Annotated in this window: 18 protein-coding genes; 16 read left to right on the top strand and 2 right to left on the bottom strand. The window is 59.8% G+C overall.

Features of this window, described 5'->3' with window-relative positions; genetic code table 11:
• Positions 1–19 precede the first annotated feature (19 nt).
• The 13 genes from IRY30_RS07480 to IRY30_RS07420 all read left to right on the top strand — a co-directional run bounded on the left by IRY30_RS07480 (position 20) and on the right by IRY30_RS07420 (position 13,091).
• Entirely contained in the window at positions 20–733 is a 714-nt protein-coding gene (locus tag IRY30_RS07480; RefSeq protein ID WP_194556800.1) for a hypothetical protein, read from the top strand.
• A 6-nt stretch (positions 734–739) separates the two neighbouring features.
• A complete protein-coding gene (gene hemW / locus IRY30_RS07475; RefSeq protein ID WP_194556799.1) occupies positions 740–1,975 on the top strand; it encodes a radical SAM family heme chaperone HemW in 1,236 nt (411 codons plus the stop codon).
• A gap of 32 nt (positions 1,976–2,007) precedes the next feature.
• The gene (hrcA, locus tag IRY30_RS07470) at positions 2,008–3,048 is read left to right on the top strand and encodes a heat-inducible transcriptional repressor HrcA (protein ID WP_194556798.1); all 1,041 of its coding nucleotides are present in this window, start codon (positions 2,008–2,010) and stop codon (positions 3,046–3,048) included.
• A 157-nt stretch (positions 3,049–3,205) separates the two neighbouring features.
• Positions 3,206–4,357: a molecular chaperone DnaJ gene (gene dnaJ, locus IRY30_RS07465; protein WP_194556797.1), complete on the top strand. Its 1,152-nt coding sequence runs from the start codon at positions 3,206–3,208 to the stop codon at positions 4,355–4,357.
• The gene (locus tag IRY30_RS07460) at positions 4,358–5,110 is read left to right on the top strand and encodes a 16S rRNA (uracil(1498)-N(3))-methyltransferase (RefSeq protein ID WP_194556796.1); all 753 of its coding nucleotides are present in this window, start codon (positions 4,358–4,360) and stop codon (positions 5,108–5,110) included. It abuts the gene before it with no gap.
• A 1-nt stretch (position 5,111) separates the two neighbouring features.
• Positions 5,112–6,179: a PhoH family protein gene (locus IRY30_RS07455; RefSeq protein ID WP_194556795.1), complete on the top strand. Its 1,068-nt coding sequence runs from the start codon at positions 5,112–5,114 to the stop codon at positions 6,177–6,179.
• Positions 6,179–6,739: an rRNA maturation RNase YbeY gene (gene ybeY / locus IRY30_RS07450; RefSeq protein ID WP_194556794.1), complete on the top strand. Its 561-nt coding sequence runs from the start codon at positions 6,179–6,181 to the stop codon at positions 6,737–6,739. Before IRY30_RS07455 ends, ybeY begins: the two co-directional genes overlap by 1 nt.
• A gap of 15 nt (positions 6,740–6,754) precedes the next feature.
• A complete protein-coding gene (locus IRY30_RS07445) occupies positions 6,755–8,257 on the top strand; it encodes a hemolysin family protein (RefSeq protein WP_194556977.1) in 1,503 nt (500 codons plus the stop codon).
• Between the two features lie 79 nt (positions 8,258–8,336).
• On the top strand, positions 8,337–9,269 hold the full coding sequence (era, locus tag IRY30_RS07440; protein WP_228503244.1) for a GTPase Era: 933 nt from the start codon (positions 8,337–8,339) through the stop codon (positions 9,267–9,269).
• A gap of 104 nt (positions 9,270–9,373) precedes the next feature.
• Entirely contained in the window at positions 9,374–10,354 is a 981-nt protein-coding gene (locus tag IRY30_RS07435) for a DUF4282 domain-containing protein (RefSeq protein WP_194556792.1), read from the top strand.
• Positions 10,355–10,415: 61 nt separating this feature from the next.
• Positions 10,416–11,165 (top strand): DNA repair protein RecO, encoded by a 750-nt coding sequence (gene recO / locus IRY30_RS07430; RefSeq protein ID WP_194556791.1) that lies wholly within the window; start codon positions 10,416–10,418, stop codon positions 11,163–11,165.
• Between the two features lie 99 nt (positions 11,166–11,264).
• Complete coding sequence (locus IRY30_RS07425) at positions 11,265–11,990, top strand: isoprenyl transferase (protein WP_309826307.1); 726 nt, start codon at positions 11,265–11,267, stop codon at positions 11,988–11,990.
• Between the two features lie 9 nt (positions 11,991–11,999).
• Positions 12,000–13,091, top strand: coding sequence for a VIT1/CCC1 transporter family protein (locus IRY30_RS07420; protein WP_194556789.1), 1,092 nt, complete (start codon positions 12,000–12,002; stop codon positions 13,089–13,091).
• Here IRY30_RS07420 and IRY30_RS07415 read toward each other — a convergent pair.
• Both IRY30_RS07415 and IRY30_RS07410 read right to left on the bottom strand, forming a co-directional pair.
• A complete protein-coding gene (locus IRY30_RS07415) occupies positions 13,088–13,519 on the bottom strand; it encodes a Fur family transcriptional regulator (RefSeq protein ID WP_194556788.1) in 432 nt (143 codons plus the stop codon). The genes IRY30_RS07420 and IRY30_RS07415 overlap by 4 nt on opposite strands.
• Before the next feature lie 353 nt (positions 13,520–13,872).
• Entirely contained in the window at positions 13,873–14,022 is a 150-nt protein-coding gene (locus IRY30_RS07410) for a hypothetical protein (protein ID WP_194556787.1), read from the bottom strand.
• A 324-nt stretch (positions 14,023–14,346) separates the two neighbouring features.
• On the opposite strand from IRY30_RS07410, the gene IRY30_RS07405 reads away from it, so the two are divergent.
• The 3 genes from IRY30_RS07405 to IRY30_RS07395 all read left to right on the top strand — a co-directional run bounded on the left by IRY30_RS07405 (position 14,347) and on the right by IRY30_RS07395 (position 17,260).
• Entirely contained in the window at positions 14,347–15,726 is a 1,380-nt protein-coding gene (locus IRY30_RS07405; RefSeq protein ID WP_194556786.1) for a glycine--tRNA ligase, read from the top strand.
• 10 nt (positions 15,727–15,736) lie between these two features.
• Positions 15,737–16,279: a hypothetical protein gene (locus IRY30_RS07400; RefSeq protein ID WP_194556785.1), complete on the top strand. Its 543-nt coding sequence runs from the start codon at positions 15,737–15,739 to the stop codon at positions 16,277–16,279.
• Between the two features lie 186 nt (positions 16,280–16,465).
• Positions 16,466–17,260: a DUF4352 domain-containing protein gene (locus tag IRY30_RS07395; protein WP_228503241.1), complete on the top strand. Its 795-nt coding sequence runs from the start codon at positions 16,466–16,468 to the stop codon at positions 17,258–17,260.

Genomic DNA, 17,260 nt, shown 5'->3' with positions numbered 1-17,260 from the left:
CGGGAGAGGAGTGTGACGCGTGCACTACGATGCATCCCTGCGTGTCCGCGAGCTCACCCAAAATATTTACGATATCGGCGATGAAATCGCCGGGTATATCGATCACGTTTCTCAAGCCATCGGCGACTGGGATCCCGAACTGGTGCAGGACTGTCTCATCGAGCTGGATGAGATCGTGGAGCAGGGACGCGCCGAGGTGCGCCCAGGCCTCTCCGAGCTCAATGGATTGCGCCAGGCCTTCATCTCCGGCGTGAAATCCGGGCAGATGTCCGGGATCAGCGTTACTTACCCCCACCCGGGCCGCACGCTCGCGTTCCTCCATAAAACGGGTGCTGAGGTGCCAGAGATGGCGTCGGAAGAAAGGGCAACCCTGTCCGCCGAGCAACCAGAAGAACCAGGTGCCATGGCCAGCACCGCGGCGTGGCGGTTGTGGATGCGTAGCAATGTGGATCAGCATGTCGCGGAGCTGAACGAACTCGCGGAATGGGTGGTGGAGCAAACCCGCCTGGCGCTGGAGGCACAGTCGGTGCTGCTGCCACAGACTTACTCCAAAGCTCGGCAGCGCGCGGTGGAGATCGCCGGCAAGTTCGGCGCGGTGATTGATAAGCAGCCGATGCTGGCGCAATCGATGCGTGGCGAGGCGCCTCCGGAATTCCTGCAGGAGCGGGCGCGGGTGGATGCCGTGATCACCCGGCTTCTGCAAAGACGCGAATCCCGCGATGCGGTTGTTTAAGCCTTGATGAGTGAACCAAACCCCTTGACACACGGTCTGTATATTCACGTGCCTTTTTGCGCCTCACGCTGCGGTTATTGCGATTTCAACACCTACACCCCGCAGGAGCTGGGCGAGCAGCACGGCAACAGCATCCCGGGTTACCTCAACGCGCTGGAGGCAGAGCTGGAGCGCGCCGCACAGATGTGGGATGTGCCGGAGGATTATGCCGGGGTGCAGACCGTTTTCTTTGGCGGCGGCACGCCCTCGATGCTGGGCCACGAGGGGCTCACGCGCGCGCTGCGGGCAGTCAAACGCACCGTGGGGCTGGCTCCCGATGCCGAGGTAACCACTGAATCCAACCCGGAATCCACCAGCCCGGAGTTCTTCCACGAGCTGCGCGAGGAGGGCTTCACGCGCATCTCGCTGGGTATGCAGTCCGCTGCCGGGCACGTGCTGAAGGTGCTGGAGCGCCAGCACACCCCAGGTCGGCCGGTGGCAGCTGCCAAGGAGGCGATGGCCGCAGGGTTTGCGCACGTGAACCTGGATTTGATCTACGGCACGCCCACGGAGACGGATGCGGATCTGCGCGCCTCTCTGGATGCTGTGCTCAGCGCCGGGGTGGATCACGTGAGCGCGTATTCCTTGATCGTGGAGGATGGCACCGCGATGGCCCGCAAGGTGCGCCGCGGAGACCTGCCCGCCCCGGATGAGGACGTGCTGGCGGATCGGTACACCATGATCGATAACGCGCTGCAGGAGCACGGTTTTTCCTGGTACGAGGTCTCCAACTGGGCCAAACCAGGTGGAGAATGCCAGCACAACCTCATCTATTGGCGCGGTGGCCAGTGGTGGGGAGCCGGCCCGGGCGCGCACGGTTGCGTCCGCCTGCGCCCCGAAGTGCACGGCCACAACCCCGGCGGGCTGACGCGCACGGTAAACGCCAAGCATCCCGGTAAGTATTTCTCCGGATTGCTTTCTTCCGACGCCACCCTGAGCGACCCCGGCCCCATCATCACCACCGAGATGCTGACTGATGAGGACGTGCGCACGGAGCGCATCATGCTGGGATTGCGGCTGGCTGAAGGCATCCCGCTGCAGGAGAGCCCCGAAGTAACCCAGGTGATTGATAAATACGTGGATCTGGGTTTGTTGGAGCGAGGCTTGCTGGAGCCGGGCCGAGGCTCGCGGATCCGGCTGACCGAGCAGGGACGTTATCTGGCAGACGGTATTGTGACAGATATCATCGTGGCGCAAGATTAGCGTGCACACCGCACAAGCCTGAAGGAGGATTCGTGTCTGCAAACACCGAACACCGCCGGAATGAGGTATTGCGGGCTATCGTCTCTGACTTCATCGCCACCCAAGAACCCGTGGGTTCTAAGGTGCTGGTGGATAAGCACCAACTGGGCGTTTCCTCGGCCACCATCCGCAATGACATGGCTGCATTGGAGGCGGAGGGATACCTCACGCAGCAGCACGCCAACTCCGGGCGCATCCCCACGGCCAAGGGATACCGGCAGTTCGTGGATGCCATCCACCAGGTCAAACCCCTGAGCCAGGCCGAGCGCCGCGGGATTCTCAATTTCCTGGAAAACGGCGTGGACTTGGAGGATGTGCTGCGCCGCAGCGTGCAGCTCCTCGCGCAGCTCACCAGGCAGGTGGCGGTGGTGCAGATGCCAGACCTGCGGGTCAGCCGCGTGAAGCACTGTGAGGTGGTCCCACTGGGAACCCAGAGGCTGCTGCTGGTGCTGATCACGGATACCGGACGGGTGGATCAACGCAACGTGGACGTGCTGGAGGGTCTGGCCGAAGATGACGTGATTCGCCTGCGCGAATTGGTGAACCGAGCGATGGTGGGCCGCACGCTGGATGAGGCCTCCGCCCAGATCGCGGCGATGGCAGGGGAGGCCAAGGGGCCATCCGTGCCCTCGGGATTGCGGGGCGCCATTCTCGCCGTCACCACCGTTCTGGTGGAAACTCTGCTGGAGCGCCCGAATGAACGCCTGATCCTCGCTGGTACCTCTAACCTGATGGCCTCTGGCCACATGAGTGTGGGGGATTTCGCACCCATCATTGATGCCCTCGAAGAGCAGGTGGTGATGCTGAAGATGCTCAACGGTGCCCGCGATATGAACTGGCAGGTGAGCATCGGCGAGGAAAACGAGGACGAAAAGCTGCGGCACGCCGCGGTGATTTCCGCAGGTTACGGTAGCCCATCCGTGGTGTTGGGCGGCCTGGGCGTGGTGGGTCCCACGCACCTGGATTACCCCGGCACCATTTCCAGTGTCACGGCGGTGGCGCACTATGTGTCTCGGATTTTGGCGGGCGAGTAGACTCGCTAGAGTTGTTTCCCGCGCCCGGCAGGGTTTTTCTGCTGGCGTGAGCGAACTTTAAGTGCGGACATACCGGCTGTACGCCCAATGACCGTCCCCAGAGAATGAACGTCCCCCAAGCACGAACTTTTCACAACCTGAAAGGCGCAACCGAACAGTGGCTCGAGATTACTACGGCATCCTCGGAGTGGATCGCGATGCAACCGATGCGGAAATCAAGAAGGCTTACCGCAAGTTAGCTCGCAAGTACCATCCAGACGTGAACCCCTCCGAGGAGGCTGCGGAGAAGTTCCGCGAGGCATCCCTGGCACAAGAGGTTCTCACGGATCCGCAGAAGCGTGCGATCGTCAATGCTGGCGGCGATCCGGAAGAGCAGGGCGGTTACGGCGGACAACCAGGCGGCTTCGGTGGCTTCAGCGGTGGTGGCCTGGGTGATATCTTCGACGCCTTCTTCGGTGGCCAAACCGCAGGTGGTGGCGGCCCACGCGTCTCCCGCGTGCGTCCCGGTGCGGATGCATTGCTGCAGCTCGATATCACTTTGGAGGATGCCTACACCGGCACCACCAAGGACGTGACGGTGGACACCGCCGTGCTCTGCGACGTGTGCGATGGCACCGGATCCCAGACCAAGGCTGAGCCGGATGTCTGCCCCACCTGTCACGGCCAGGGCCAGGTTGCGGAGATCCAGAACTCCTTCCTGGGCCGAGTCCAGGTAGCGCGCACGTGTACCCGTTGTCAGGGCACCGGCGAGACCATCAAGGATCCGTGCGAGAACTGCTCTGGCGATGGCCGGGTGCGCTCCCGCCAGGATCTGAGTATCACCGTCCCCGCGGGCATCGCCGATGGAATGCGCATCCGCATGGCCGGCAAGGGCGAGGTTGGCCCAGGTGGCGGACCCAACGGCAGCATCTACGTGGATATCAACGTGGCTGAGCACAACCACTTCCTCCGCGATGCTGATGATCTGCACGTCACCGTTCAGGTTCCCGCCGTGGATGCCACTTTGGGTACCGAGGTGAAGGTGCCGATGCTGGATGGCTCCGTGACCACCGTGCAGGTTCCCGCAGGTACGCAGCCCAATTCCACCGTTCGCGAGGCTGGGCTGGGCATGCCGCGCCTGCGCCGCGAGGGCAAGGGCAACCTGATCACCCACGTGGACGTGATGATCCCCACCAGCGTGGATCAGCGCAGCAAGGAATTGCTGGAGCAACTGCGCGAGCACTCCAAGCAGAGCGTGAGCCTGTCCTCCACCACGGATGAGCGTGCCGGTGGTTTGTTCTCCCGTTTGCGCAACAAGTTCGGGCGCTAGATGACCGATCCGGTATTCGTTCATCCACTGCCCACGCCGTGTGAGGCGGGCACCACGTTTGCCTTGACCGGTAGCGAGGCTCGCCACACCGAGGTCAAGCGGATGCGCGATGGGGAAGTGGTGGTGATTACCGACGGAGTGGGCCGAGCCATCCGCGGCCAGTGGCACTCCGGAAACATCGAGGTCACCGAGGTCCTGGACGTTTCCCCACCCCAGCCCCAGGTGACCGTGGTGCAGGCCATCCCGAAATCTGACCGCGCGGAATTGGCCGTGGATCTGATGGTGCAAGCCGGTGCAGATCGCATCATCGCCTGGGCTGCCTCGCGCAGCATCGCCAAGTGGGATGGCAAGGAGGCCAAGGCCCTTGCGAAGTGGGAAAACGCCAGCCGGGCCGCGGCTAAGCAATCCCGGCGTCTCCTCATCCCAGAGGTCGCGGGTCCGTTGAAGCGCCCGCAGGATCTTCCTTCTTTTTTCGACGCCAAACCTGACGCGCCACAGCCCCTCATCCTGATCCTGCATGAATCAGCCACGGAGGGAATCGGGGAGATCAACTTCTCCGGAGTGGAGCAAATGGCTCTGATCGTAGGTCCCGAAGGGGGAGTGAGCGAGGATGAGCTGGAGCAGTTCACTGCCTTGGGCGCCCGTCCAATCCGCTTGGGACCGGAAATCCTGCGCACAGCAACCGCGGCCAGCGTGGCGCTGGGAGCTGTGGGCGTATTAACCTCACGCTGGGGAAAGGCTACAATCAGCTGATATGACACCACCAATTGACGCACGAGTGCGCGCCGGCGCGCGTCCGCGCGTGGCCAGTTCCACGGTGGAAGTAGACCCAGAATCCGTGGTGAACATCGCGGGTCCTGCCGATGAAAACCTGCGCGTGGTGGAAAACGCTGTGGACGCGGATCTATTGACTCGCGGCAACCACATCACCATTCGTGGTGAGGCAGCGGAAGTTTCCCGCGCCCGGAGAATCGTCCAAGAACTGATCACCATGGCCAGCCGGGGATCGCAGATCACCCCGGATACCACCAGGCGGGTTATCCAGTTGGTGGATGAATCCACCACAGCGTCGTTCGCAGAAGCCACCACCTCCGCGGCTCCCATCGTGAGCTACCGCGGGAAATCGGTGCGGCCGAAGACACTGGGTCAGCGCGAGTACGTGGATGCCATCGATGAGAACACGGTGGTGCTGGGCATTGGCCCCGCGGGTACGGGTAAGACGTACCTGGCGATGGCCAAGGCCGTGCAGGCCTTGATGAACAAGGAAGTCCACCGCATTATCCTCACCCGCCCGGCCGTGGAAGCCGGAGAAAAGCTGGGCTTCCTGCCCGGCACGCTCGGGGACAAGATCGATCCCTACCTGCGGCCTTTGCACGATGCGCTGCGGGAAATGGTGGATCCGGAATCCATCCCCAAGCTGATGGAAACGGGAGTCATCGAAGTGGCTCCGCTGGCGTACATGCGTGGGCGCACACTCAATGGCAGCTTCGTGATCCTCGATGAGGCGCAGAACACCACCCCGGCGCAGATGAAAATGTTCCTCACCCGCCTGGGATTTGGATCCAAGATGGTGGTCACCGGTGACCTCACGCAGGTGGATCTGCCCGGGCATCAGGAATCCGGCCTCGGGGTGGCGCAGAAGATTTTGCATGGTGTGGACGGAGTCCACATCGCCAGGCTGGATCAGGATGACGTGGTACGCCACCACCTGGTCAGCCGGATCGTTTCGGCCTATGAGAATTTCGAGGCGGAGGAAGAGTTGCGTCGAGAAGATGAAAAAGAAAAACGACAGCAACGTTCCACCGGGAAGAAGAACACATAATGAGCATTGAGGTTTTTAACGAGTCCGGGCGGGGCGAGGTCAACGAGGAAGAACTCATTGACGCAGCTCGCTACGCGCTGTGGACCATGGACGTGCACTCCTCAGCGGAGCTCTCGATCCACATCGTGGATGAGGAAACCATCGCCGACCTGCATGTTCGATGGATGGATCTGCCTGGCCCCACGGATGTGATGAGTTTTCCCATGGATGAGCTGACTCCCGGCTGGGGGCGCAAGGACGGCCCACCAACCTCCCCGGCGATGCTGGGAGACATCATGCTGTGCCCGGATTTCGCCGAGGGGCAGGCCACGCGCGCGGGGCACTCGCTGGCTCATGAACTGGACCTGCTGACCGTGCACGGGGTGCTGCACCTTCTGGGATTCGACCACGTCACACCCGAGGAAGAGCAGCAGATGTTCTCGCTGCAAAATGAGATCCTGGCCAATTGGTATGACTCTCAAGCAGAACGCGGGGTGAAGTTCGGGCCGAAGCCAACGGGTGCGGCCGCGTTCCCCTCTGCTGCTGACCGGGACGATACCGGTTTGCGCGAGGAACAGTAGGTGGACACATTGACAGTGGTGGGACTCCTCATTGGATTCTTCACGCTTGCCCTCGGTGGTCTGCTTGCACTGGTGGAAACCGCCGTGGTGACCATTTCCCAGGCGCGGGTGGAGAACCTGGCCAAGGAAGAAAAGCGCGGTGCTGAGCGGTTGCTGCGCCTGGTCATCGATAAGGCGCGGTATGTGAACCTGCTGGTGCTGCTGCGCACGGTTTCGGAAATCACGGGTGCGGTAATGGCCACGGCCGTGCTGCTCCGCGTGGTGGATAGCGAAACCTGGGCTATCGTGCTGGCCGTGACGGTGGTGGCGCTGTACTCATTCGTGGTGATCGGGGTGCTTTCCCGCACGTTGGGACGGCAAAATCCGTACACGATTAGCTTGGCTGCGGCCCCCGCGCTGATGGGTGTGGGTACGCTGCTCAGCCCAATTTCCTACCTCTTGGTGAAGGCGGGCAACATCTTGATCCCCGGCAAGGGCTTCCGCGATGGCCCCTTTGCCACGGAGATTGAGCTGCGGGAAATGGTGGATATCGCCTCCGAGCGGGGCATCGTGGAAAGCGATGAACGCCGGATGATCCAATCCGTGTTTGATCTGGCCAGCACCACCGCGCGCACGGTTATGGTTCCGCGCACCGAGATGCTGTGGATCGAGGGGGATAAGACCCTGAACCAGGCGCTGAACCTGTGCATCCGCTCCGGATACTCCCGCGTGCCGGTGATCGGTGAAGACGTGGATGATGTGATCGGCGTGGCGTACCTGAAGGACATCATCGCGCACCTCTCCTCCGGGCCAAACCCGGCGCGGACGCAAGTTTCTTCTGCCCCGGCCAACCGGGATGCTCGCACGCTGAACGTGAGCCACGTGATGCGCCCGGCGAAGTTCGTACCGGATTCCCGACTGCTGGATGACCTCATGCAGGACATGCAGACCGAACAGATTCATATGGCGATGCTGGTGGATGAGTACGGCGGTATCGCCGGCCTGATCACTATCGAGGACATCCTCGAGGAAATCGTCGGTGAGATCGCCGATGAGTACGATGACACGGAAATCTCCCCGGTCGAGGATCTGGGCGATGGGCGCTACCGCGTAGTGGCCCGCCTGAGCCTGGATGAAGTAGAAGAGCTCTTCAATGATCCCGGGATGATCAATGAGCTGGAGCAAAAGAACGAGGAAACTATCAGCGAGATTTCCGACTTGGATAAGCTCTCTGAAGAATCCGATGTGGATCAGCCGGATATCGAATTCTCTGATGTGCAGCGCGAAGAAGTGGAAACGGTCGCAGGTCTCGGCGCTTTTGAACTGGGTCGCGTGCCTCTGCCCGGTGCATCCATCACGACCGCCGGTCTACATTTCCAGTTTGAAGGTGGCCGGGATAGGCGCGGCCGCATGAAGATTCGCAGCGCAATCGTGCAGCGCGAACTAGATCACGCCGCGGTACCGGCGGAGCATTTGAATAGCGCCAATGAAGGTCCCGAAGCGTCAAAACACCCCAATGACACCACAGAAAATAAGTGAGCAATAGATGGCTACAGACAATCCTGACTTTCCCGATTTCCCCGACTTCCCGGATGATTCCGCAGTTCCCGAATCCGCAATGGCCGCACCGAGCGCTGACGCGGAATACGCCACCCCGGAGGGATTCCGTTCCGGCTTCGTGAGTTTCGTGGGCCGCCCCAACACGGGCAAGTCCACGTTGACCAACGCGCTGGTGGGGGAGAAGATCGCCATCACCGCAAACCAGCCGGAGACCACGCGCCACCCGATCCGCGGAATTGTGAACCGCCCGGATGCTCAGGTGATCCTGGTGGATACTCCCGGTTTGCACCGCCCCCGCACGTTGCTGGGTGAGCGTCTCAACGAGATGGTCAAGGAGACCTACTCCGATGTGGACGTGATCTGCTTGTGCATCCCTGCCGATGAGAAGATTGGCCCGGGCGACCGGTGGATCGTGGAGGCCGTGCGCGCGGCTGCTCCGAACACCCCCATCGTCGGTGTGGTGACCAAGCTGGATAAGACCCCGAAGGACCAGGTGGGTGCACAGCTCCTGGAGCTGCACGAAATGCTGGACCAGGCTGATGTGGTGCCCGTCTCCGCCACCAAGGAAGTGCAGCTGGACGTGCTGCTCGATGTGCTGACCAAGCACCTTCCCGAAGGCCCACGTTTCTACCCCGAGGGTCACATCACCGACGATGACCAGAACACCCGCATGGCCGAGCTGATCCGCGAGGCTGCGCTGACCGGGCTGCATGAGGAACTTCCACACTCCGTGGCCGTGCAGATCGATGAAGTGCTGCAAAACCCGACCCGCGAGGGCGTGCTCAACGTGCATGCCGTGATCTTCGTGGAGCGCGAGGGTCAGAAGGCGATCCTGCGCGGCAAGGATGGCCGCCGGCTTTCCAAGACCGTCCACGATGCGCGCCAGCAGATCATGGCTTTGGTCGGTCAGAACGTCTACCTGGACGTGCGTCTCAAGGTGGCGAAGAACTGGCAGTCTGACCCGAAGCAGCTGGGTCGGTTGGGTTTCTAGGCGTTCTTTTTTTCGACGCCAAGGTTTTCGCAAATTTTTGTCTTGGCGGGCTGGTAGGTTCGTCTCTGTCAGCAATTACCTGAGGTTGAGAGGATTAACACAACATGACCACGCCTAATGATCCATTTGGCAGCAATCCCGGTGCGGATTCCTCCAACGAGAACTCCACCGAGAACTCTGCGCAGAATTCTGCGGACCAGTACTCCGATACCTATGGCTACGGAGACGGCCGCTCCGGATCCCACGCTTACGGCGCTTCCCAGCAGGCTGCTTCCGAGAACTCGGATAACTCCAGCTCCGCGCAGGATTCCGCTCGGCATGATTCGACCCAGCACGATTCGACCCAGCAGTTCCCGTCCTACGATTACAACGCGCAGCAGGGCCAGAACACTGATTACTCGCAGAACGCTGGGTACTCACAGAACACACCGTACAACCAGTCCGCTGGGTACAACCAGGATTCTTCGCTCGGCCAGAACTCCCAGTACGGCTCGGACGCCCAGTTCGGTTCGGATGCACAGTTCGGGCAGAACGTGAACAACACCCAGTTCGGGCAGTACCCACAGAACGCGCAGTTCGGCCAGAATGCGCCTTATTCTCAGAACGCGCAGTTCGGTGGCTATGACCAAAATCAGCAGGGTCAGCAGAGCCCGCTAGGCTTCGGTGCAGCTCCCCAGAATGATTACAACTCCACCCTGAACACCGGGGCGAGCAAGGATTCATTCTTCAAGGCCTTGTTCGATCTCAGTTTCACCAAGTACACCACCCCTTCCGTGGTGAAGGTTGTTTATGTATTGATGATGATCTTCGTGGGTCTGTACGTGGTGTTTGGCTTCTTTGCCCTGATTGGGCTGTCCTTCTCCCCAGATGGCAACCCACTGATGCTGATCCTCGGCCTTCCATTCTTGGCTGTGGCCGCACTGGCTATTTTGGCGCTGGTTCGCGTGTCCTTGGAGGTGTCTGTCGCGCAGATCCGTACCTCTCAGGCTGTGGGCAGCATGGATGAGCGCGATGCCAAGAATGAACTCCGTTCCGCAGCGGATAATTCCTCAACCAACGACCTTTTCAACACCCCGCGCCAGTAGTTTCTGGACTCTGAACGCATCTCTTCATGAGCCATGTGGCTCTAGGATCTAGGTTTCACTCATGCCTCGTTACGGTAGTCGCCCGAACTATCGTGATGAGGCATTTGTGCTGCGTACCCACAAGCTGGGCGAGGCAGATCTGATCCTGGTCATGCTCACCGCCGAGCACGGTGTGATCCGCGGGGTGGCCAAGGGTATTCGCAAGACCAAATCTCGTTTCGGCGCGCGCCTGGACCGCTTTTCCCGCGTCAACGTGCAGATCTACCCCTCCCGCAAATCGGGCAACCAAGGGCTGGCCAACATCACGGATGCCACCACTGTTGCCACCTATGCACCGGCCATCGTGGCTGATCCCGATCTCTTTTTCGCCGGCGCCGCGCTGTTAGAGATGGCTTTATTGTTCGGGGATTCGGACATCTTCTTTCTTCTCGACGCCACCCTTCACTCCCTAGCTTCTCCCGAGCGCAAACTCCCGGCAATCTCGGTAGTTGATCAATTCGTCCTGCAGAGCCTGCAGCAATCCGGCTGGGCGCCGTCCTTGGTGGATTGCGCGCAGTGCGGAAGCAAGGGGCCGCATCGGGCTTTCCACGCGTTGGCTGGGGGAGCGGTGTGTGGTGTGTGCCGCCCCCCGGGTGCCACCCATCCGCCCACGGAATCAGTTCACGCACTGTGGTTACTTTCCCGTGGCCGGGCGGAGGCAGCCGCGGAGATCCTCGCCGATGTTCCCGTCATGCGCGCAGCTCATGAGCTCTTGCTGGGGCATGTGCGCCAGCAGCTGGAAGCGCCTTGCGCGGCGTATGGATCGCTCTAAAGGAACCGGATTCGCTAGGTTTGGCGAGCCTGGCTATGTAACTGTGCGGCGGTCTTTGGCAATATGTATGTGGTGAACCAAGATCCGAAGATCCGCACCATTGACCGCAGTGAGATCTCCGCGCAGCTCACACCGCGCCATATCGCACTAGTGATGGATGGCAATGGGCGCTGGGCTGAGGATCGAGGGATGGTCCGCACCGAGGGGCACAAGCGTGGTGAGGCGGTGCTGATTTCGCTGGTGGAGGAGTGCTTGGAGCTGGGGGTTGATTACCTCTCGGCGTATGCATTTTCTACGGAGAATTGGCGTCGATCATCAGAGGAAGTGCGGTTCCTCATGGGTTTCAACAGGGATGTCCTGCGCAGGCAGCGCGATTATTTGCATAGCTTGGGGGTGCGAGTCCGGTGGGTTGGCAGGAGGCCGCGCTTGTGGCGATCCGTGGTCGCTGAGCTGGAGCAGGCCGAGGAATTGACCAAGAACAACACCAAGATGACCCTGGCAATGTGCGTGAATTACGGTGGCCGCGCGGAATTGGTGGACGCGGCCCGGGGGGTGGCTGAGGACGTGGCGAAGGGGCGAATTAAGCCCCGCCATGTGACGGAGAAGCTCTTCGCGCAGTACTTGGATGAACCCGATATGCCTGACGTGGATCTGTTCCTCCGGCCTTCCGGGGAGCAGCGGACGTCAAACTTCCTCCCGTGGCAATCCGTGTACGCGGAAATGGTGTACCAGGACGTGCTCTTCCCCGATTACACCCCGAATGACCTGCGCGCGGCCGTGTTGGAATACGCCAAGCGGGACCGTCGTTTCGGTGGAACGAAGTAGGGGGCAGTGATGAATGAGATTGAACAGCCAAGCCGGCAACAGATCGCCCGCTGGCGCAAGCACCTAGCCAATGAGCGGGCCGAAGGCGCCGTGTATCGCGAGCTGGCGCGAAAGAAGACCGGTGAGGAACGCGAGATCCTCATGGGGATCGCCGAGGCGGAGTCTCGACACGAGGAGTACTGGCGCGGACGCCTGGGGGAGCACGTTGGTCTGCCACGACAGGCTGATCTGAGCACCCGTTTGATGGCGTGGATGGCCAAGCGCTTCGGTTCGGTCTTCGTGCTGGCACTGCTGCAATCTGCGGAAACTCGCAATGATTACGTCAAGGATGCGGATGCCTCCGAGCAGATCGTGGCCGATGAGGCGATTCACGCCGAGGTAGTGCGCGGCCTGGCGGCTCGTGGCCGGGCGAAGATGTCCGGGGATTTCCGCGCGGCGATCTTCGGTGCCAACGACGGCCTGGTGTCTAACCTGGCCCTGGTTCTGGGCATGGTGGGCACGGGCGTGTCCTCGCAGGTCATCCTGGTCACTGGCCTGACCGGTTTGCTTGCCGGAGCGCTCTCAATGGCTGCGGGCGAGTACGTTTCCGTGAGTTCGCAGAAGGAATTGCTCGACGCCAACCGCCCCGATCCATCCACGCAAGATTCCCTGCCCAAGCTGGATATGGAAGAAAACGAGCTGGCGCTGGTTTATCGCGCCCGTGGCATGAGCGCAGCGGAAGCGCAGGCGAAGGCGCAGGATGTGTTTGAGCACCTGCAGGCGGATTCCGGCTCGTGGAACAGCACTGACATGGGCGGGATTACCGAAGACGATCTGGAGCCGGGTGGCTCGGGAATGTCCGCCGCGATCTCTAGCTTCTTCTGCTTCGCCGTGGGTGCCGTGATCCCAGTGCTTCCGTACATGCTGGGCGGATCCGGTGTGACCGCCGCGGTTATTGCCTGTGTGCTGGTGGGCATCGCGTTGATGACCACCGGGGCAGTGGTGGGCATGCTGTCTGGAGTGGCTCCGGGGAAGCGCGCACTGCGTCAGCTGCTCATTGGCTTTGGCGCAGCCGGGGTGACGTTCCTGTTGGGCTCGCTGTTCGGCGTGGGCGTGGCCTAGCTGGACTGGCAAGTCTCACAGAGGCCGAAGATCTCCGCGGTATGGCCAGATTTCTTGAAGCCATACTTCGCTGCGGTTTCATGAGCCCATTCTTCAACTGGGCCGCCATCGATCTCGATAGTCTTTCGACAGTTCACACACACCAGGTGGTGGTGGTGATCGTCCATTGCGCAGCTGCGGTACAGAGTTTCCCCGGATTCATCCTGCAGGGTATCGATGGCTCCCAGCTCAGAGAGTTGCTGCAGCGTCCGGTAAACCGTGGTCAGTCCCACTTTTTGCTCGGAGTTACTGAGCTTGAGGTGAATATCCTGCGCTGAGGCAAAGGTGGTGATACCTTCCAGAACGTCCTGCACCGCTGCGCGCTGGCGGGTGTTGCGCTGACCGATCTTTGGTCGCGCTGCGGATTCCCGAGATTCCTGCTGCGGCATGGGGTGGCTCCTGGAGGGTTGAAGGGGGCAAGCTGCGGGTGTTGAGCTTAGAAATGCCAGCTTAGGTGCCCTGCACCTCATTTTCAATTAATTTCCAATAAGGCCGGAATTGGATTCCTGTTTCGGTGCGTCGGTGGACTTGACACCTCTTCACGTGGGACGTTTAATGTACGTAGTTCCCTGGCGCAGTGTTAACCCCCCCTACGCTGCGCCAACTAACGGGAACAGGCCCCATTCTCTTCGGAGAACAGCGTGGCCGGAACCCGCGGCAACCCCCCCTTAGCTGCGGGTTCTTTTATATCTTCACCCTTTTCCTGGGCACTGACCCCCGTTGAAATTTTCGGCAAGCTGGCTTATTCAGAAGAGCTGCGGCTCTTGTCAGAGAGTTTGTTATTGAGCTTCTTGAGCTGAATGAGAATTGCAATGAGCACGGCGGGGATGAACAGCGTGATTCCTACGCTAAGAATGATGAAGATGAGTTCGGCGAGGCCTAGATTATCCATGTATTTCCATTCTTTAGTCGGTGTGTCAAACGTTTACAAAGGTCTTCGACCTCTGGATCAACCACATCATGACAGAACCTGCGGGGATGAACAGGGTGATTCTCCCCCAAATGAGCCCCTAAGCTCGGGCGGCTGGGGTGCTTGGCGTCGATAAATAACCAAAGCCAAAACGCCAAAGAGCAGGGGAGATGCGCGCGCATGAACGCGACAAACCCCGGTAACTGCAATGTCTTGGCAAACCGCTAGGATGTGAACAAGTAAGAACGCACGTTTTTCCCTACCTAGATTTTCTCAATCTAGATTTTCAAGGAGCACCGCGAAAACATGGCTGGCACCATCGATGCTGTTGTAAACCTCGCCAAGCGCAGAGGTTTGGTTTACCCATGTGGAGAAATCTACGGTGGCACCCGTTCAGCGTGGGATTACGGCCCCTTGGGCGTGGAGCTGAAGGAAAACATCAAGAAGAACTGGTGGCGCACCTTCGTGCAGGGCCGCGGAGATGTGGTCGGCCTCGATTCCTCCATCATCCTGCCTCGCCAGGTGTGGAAGGCCTCCGGCCACGTGGCTACCTTCACCGACCCACTGGTGGAATCCCTGCACACCCACAAGCGCTACCGTGCTGACCACCTCATCGAGGCTTACGAACAAAAGCATGGCCACCCACCAGAAAACGGCTTGGCAGACATCAATGATCCAGAAACCGGCCAGCCCGGCAACTGGACCGAGCCACAGATGTTCTCCGGTCTGATGAAGACCTTCCTGGGGCCAGTCGATAACGAGCAAGGCCTGCACTACCTGCGCCCAGAAACCGCGCAGGGCATCTTCGTGAACTTCAAGAACGTGCTGACCACCTCTCGTCAGAAGCCACCTTTCGGCATCGGCCAGGTGGGCAAGTCCTTCCGCAACGAGATCACCCCAGGTAACTTCATCTTCCGCACCCGCGAGTTCGAGCAGATGGAAATCGAGTACTTCGTGCCCGAGGAGCTGGCTGACGAGAAGTTCAAGGAGTGGGTAGACGCCTGCTGGAACTGGTTCATTGACCTGGGCATCAACCCGGAAAACATGCGTCAGTTTGACGTCCCAGACGAAGAGCGCGCCCACTACTCCGCCGGCACCATCGACATGGAGTACAACTTCGGCTTCCAGGGCAACCCATGGGGTGAGCTCATGGGCGTGGCCAACCGCACCGATTACGACCTCAAGTGTCACATCGAAGAGTCCGGCGAAGACCTGAGCTTCTTCGAGCAGGCCACCGGCGAGCGTTACGTCCCTTGGGTTATCGAGCCCTCCTTCGGCCTCACCCGTGCGATGATGGCGTTTCTTGTCGACGCCTACGACGAGGAAGAAGTACCTAATGCAAAGGGCGGCACTGATACCCGTACCGTGCTCCGCTTGGACCGTCGCTTGGCTCCGGTGAAGGTAGCCGTGCTGCCACTGTCCAAGAAGGACACGCTCACCCCGACCGCCGAGAAGGTGGCTGCCCAGCTGCGTGGTTTCTGGAACGTGGAGTACGACACCTCCGGAGCTATCGGCCGTCGCTACCGCCGTCAGGATGAAATCGGCACGCCATTCTGTGTCACTGTCGATTTCGACACCTTGGAAGATAACGCAGTGACCGTGCGCGAACGCGACACGATGGAGCAAGAGCGCGTGCAGCTCGACGATCTGCAGCGCTACCTGGCTGAGCGTCTCGCCGGCTGTTAGGAAGGCGCGCATGAACGAGGATATTCGTTGGGGTCTGCCCGATGACGGGCATACGTTCCCTATTTACGCTGGTCCGCCGAAGGATATGGATCGGGTCGCGGAGTACGCCGATGAGCGCGGGGTTGCGCATATTCGCTTCGGTGGCGACACTTGGTCGCTGGACACAAGCGAGGACACCACTTCCTCTGCGACGACCGGCACGGGAACCTGGGTGGCCAAGGCCAATGACAAAAACTTCAAGAAGTCAGACCGCTACACCATCCAGGCCGACCGGCACACCGTAGAGATCATCGCGGAATCCTCGAAGAATTTCGTGCTGGATATCGACGGAGAAAAAGCGGGTCAGTTCAGCTCCCTGCACAGGGGATTGCGCAACCTGCATGTGGAATTCGAAGGCCCAGGGGCGAAGCTCCCCTTGGACGTGCAGATCTTCATTTCCTGGGTTGCCCGTCGCTGCCTCGAGTCCCGGATGGTCTCTTCCGCATGGGCATGGACGCTGCTGATGCTGCTGTTCATCCCCATCGCGGTGCTGTACTGGATCGGTTATATCTAATTTCTATTCTTATTTTAATTTAATAACTAAAACCGGTTACTACCTGGAACTTTCCGAAAGTCGGGGGTACCCGTGGGATTGTCATCCTTATCAAAAAATCGCCTAATTCTTATTTTCTGCTGTATAAATTTTCCTTAGTTGCGAGCGGAAGACTCTTTTCTGCTGCAAGGAAACTATTACTTGAAAATGAAAGGCGGATCTATGGACGGTCAGCAGAATCCCCATGGAGCACAGCCGAATGGCTTTGGACAGCCAAACGGTGCGCAGCCAAATGGTTACGGTCAACCCAATGGTGCGCAGCCTAACGGTTATGGTCAGCCCAATGGCTACGGACAGCCCAATGGTTTTGAACAACAAAGTGGCTTTGCTCAGCAAAACGGTTATGCTCAACCACAATTCCAGCAAGAGCCACCAAAGAAGAAGAAAAAGTGGCCTTGGATCGTAGGCATTCTTGCCGTGCTGATCATTGTGGCTGCTATTGCAGGTGGGGGCGAGGATTCTAAGTCAAACGACGACTCGTCAAATGCTGCTGATTCAGCTTCGAATAGCGCTGAACAGAATCAAGATAACGCAGCAGGTGAGGCTCCCGCAGAGGAGGCACCAGCTGAGGAGTCTAATCTGGATGTGGCAGCGGGAGAGACTGCAGAGACGAACAATCTGAAGATCACCGTGAGCAACATTCGTTTTCAGTCCGATGTCATCGGTGAATATGTTTGCTCTGACGTGAACCTGAACAATGCGTCTGACAAGAGCGTGAGCTTCAACCAGTTCGATTTCAAGCTGCACAAGCCAAATGGCGTGGTTTCTGACACCACTTTCACTGGTTTGGATATTCCAAACCTAGAGACCGGCGAGCTTTCTCCTAACGGCCAGACTTCCGGTACTGTTTGTTTCGACACTGACGGAACCCCTGGCGAATACAAGGTTGAGTACAAGGGCGGCTTTATTGCTAAGCCTGCGACCTGGAAGGCCACTCTTTAA

It is taken from the genome of Corynebacterium suicordis DSM 45110, assembly GCF_015351405.1.
GTDB lineage: Bacteria > Actinomycetota > Actinomycetes > Mycobacteriales > Mycobacteriaceae > Corynebacterium > Corynebacterium suicordis.
The sequence above is the reverse complement of the archived record's forward strand: the minus strand, read 5'-3'. Positions and strand labels throughout refer to the sequence as shown.

Excerpts from the sequence above, each read along its gene's own strand:
- IRY30_RS07400 (WP_194556785.1), top strand. The coding sequence starts at position 15,737 with ATGAACGAGGATATTCGTTGGGGTCTGCCCGATGACGGGCATACGTTC.
- IRY30_RS07460 (WP_194556796.1), top strand. The coding sequence starts at position 4,358 with ATGACCGATCCGGTATTCGTTCATCCACTGCCCACGCCGTGTGAGGCG.
- era (WP_228503244.1), top strand. The coding sequence starts at position 8,337 with ATGGCCGCACCGAGCGCTGACGCGGAATACGCCACCCCGGAGGGATTC.
- IRY30_RS07455 (WP_194556795.1), top strand. The coding sequence starts at position 5,112 with ATGACACCACCAATTGACGCACGAGTGCGCGCCGGCGCGCGTCCGCGC.
- IRY30_RS07395 (WP_228503241.1), top strand. The coding sequence starts at position 16,466 with ATGAAAGGCGGATCTATGGACGGTCAGCAGAATCCCCATGGAGCACAG.
- IRY30_RS07405 (WP_194556786.1), top strand. The coding sequence starts at position 14,347 with ATGGCTGGCACCATCGATGCTGTTGTAAACCTCGCCAAGCGCAGAGGT.
- IRY30_RS07415 (WP_194556788.1), bottom strand. The coding sequence starts at position 13,519 with ATGCCGCAGCAGGAATCTCGGGAATCCGCAGCGCGACCAAAGATCGGT.
- recO (WP_194556791.1), top strand. The coding sequence starts at position 10,416 with ATGCCTCGTTACGGTAGTCGCCCGAACTATCGTGATGAGGCATTTGTG.
- IRY30_RS07435 (WP_194556792.1), top strand. The coding sequence starts at position 9,374 with ATGACCACGCCTAATGATCCATTTGGCAGCAATCCCGGTGCGGATTCC.
- ybeY (WP_194556794.1), top strand. The coding sequence starts at position 6,179 with ATGAGCATTGAGGTTTTTAACGAGTCCGGGCGGGGCGAGGTCAACGAG.
- IRY30_RS07410 (WP_194556787.1), bottom strand. The coding sequence starts at position 14,022 with ATGGATAATCTAGGCCTCGCCGAACTCATCTTCATCATTCTTAGCGTA.
- hemW (WP_194556799.1), top strand. The coding sequence starts at position 740 with ATGAGTGAACCAAACCCCTTGACACACGGTCTGTATATTCACGTGCCT.
- IRY30_RS07420 (WP_194556789.1), top strand. The coding sequence starts at position 12,000 with ATGAATGAGATTGAACAGCCAAGCCGGCAACAGATCGCCCGCTGGCGC.